Source organism: Flavobacterium sp. K77, from assembly GCF_021608205.1.
Classification (GTDB): Bacteria; Bacteroidota; Bacteroidia; order Flavobacteriales; family Flavobacteriaceae; genus Flavobacterium; species Flavobacterium turcicum.
Genome location: NZ_JAKIHO010000054.1, coordinates 1 through 475, shown reverse-complemented (window position 1 = coordinate 475; position 475 = coordinate 1). Strand labels below are relative to the sequence as shown.

The following is a 475-nucleotide window of genomic DNA, read 5'->3' as shown; positions in this document are numbered from 1 at the left end:
TATTAACTATACCCTAGCAACCACTGCAACGACTACATCAAATGTTGGAACTTATCCAATCGTGGTAACTTTAGGAAGCAATCCTAATTATACTGTTACTAAAACAGATGCAAATCTTACTGTTACCCCTAAAACTGCAACTGTAGTAGCTGCTGATAAAACGAAAGTATACGGTGACGTTAATCCAGCTTTGACTGCAACTGTTACTGGTGCTATCAATGGAGATACTATTAACTATACCCTAGCAACCACTGCAGCGACTACATCAAATGTTGGAACTTATCCAATCGTGGTGACTTTAGGAAGCAATCCTAATTATACTGTTACTAAAACAGATGCAAATCTTACTGTTACCCCTAAAACTGCAACTGTAGCAGCTGCTGATAAAACTAAAGTATACGGTGACGTTAATCCAGCTTTGACTGCAACTGTTACCGGAGCTATCAATGGAGATACGATTAACTATACCCTAGCT

Annotated in this window: 1 protein-coding gene; it reads left to right on the top strand. The window is 38.7% G+C overall.

Annotation, left to right across the window (positions count from 1 at the left end; genetic code table 11):
- The coding region (locus L1S34_RS14860; RefSeq protein WP_236364887.1) for an MBG domain-containing protein at nucleotides 1-475 on the top strand (475 nt) is incomplete at both ends.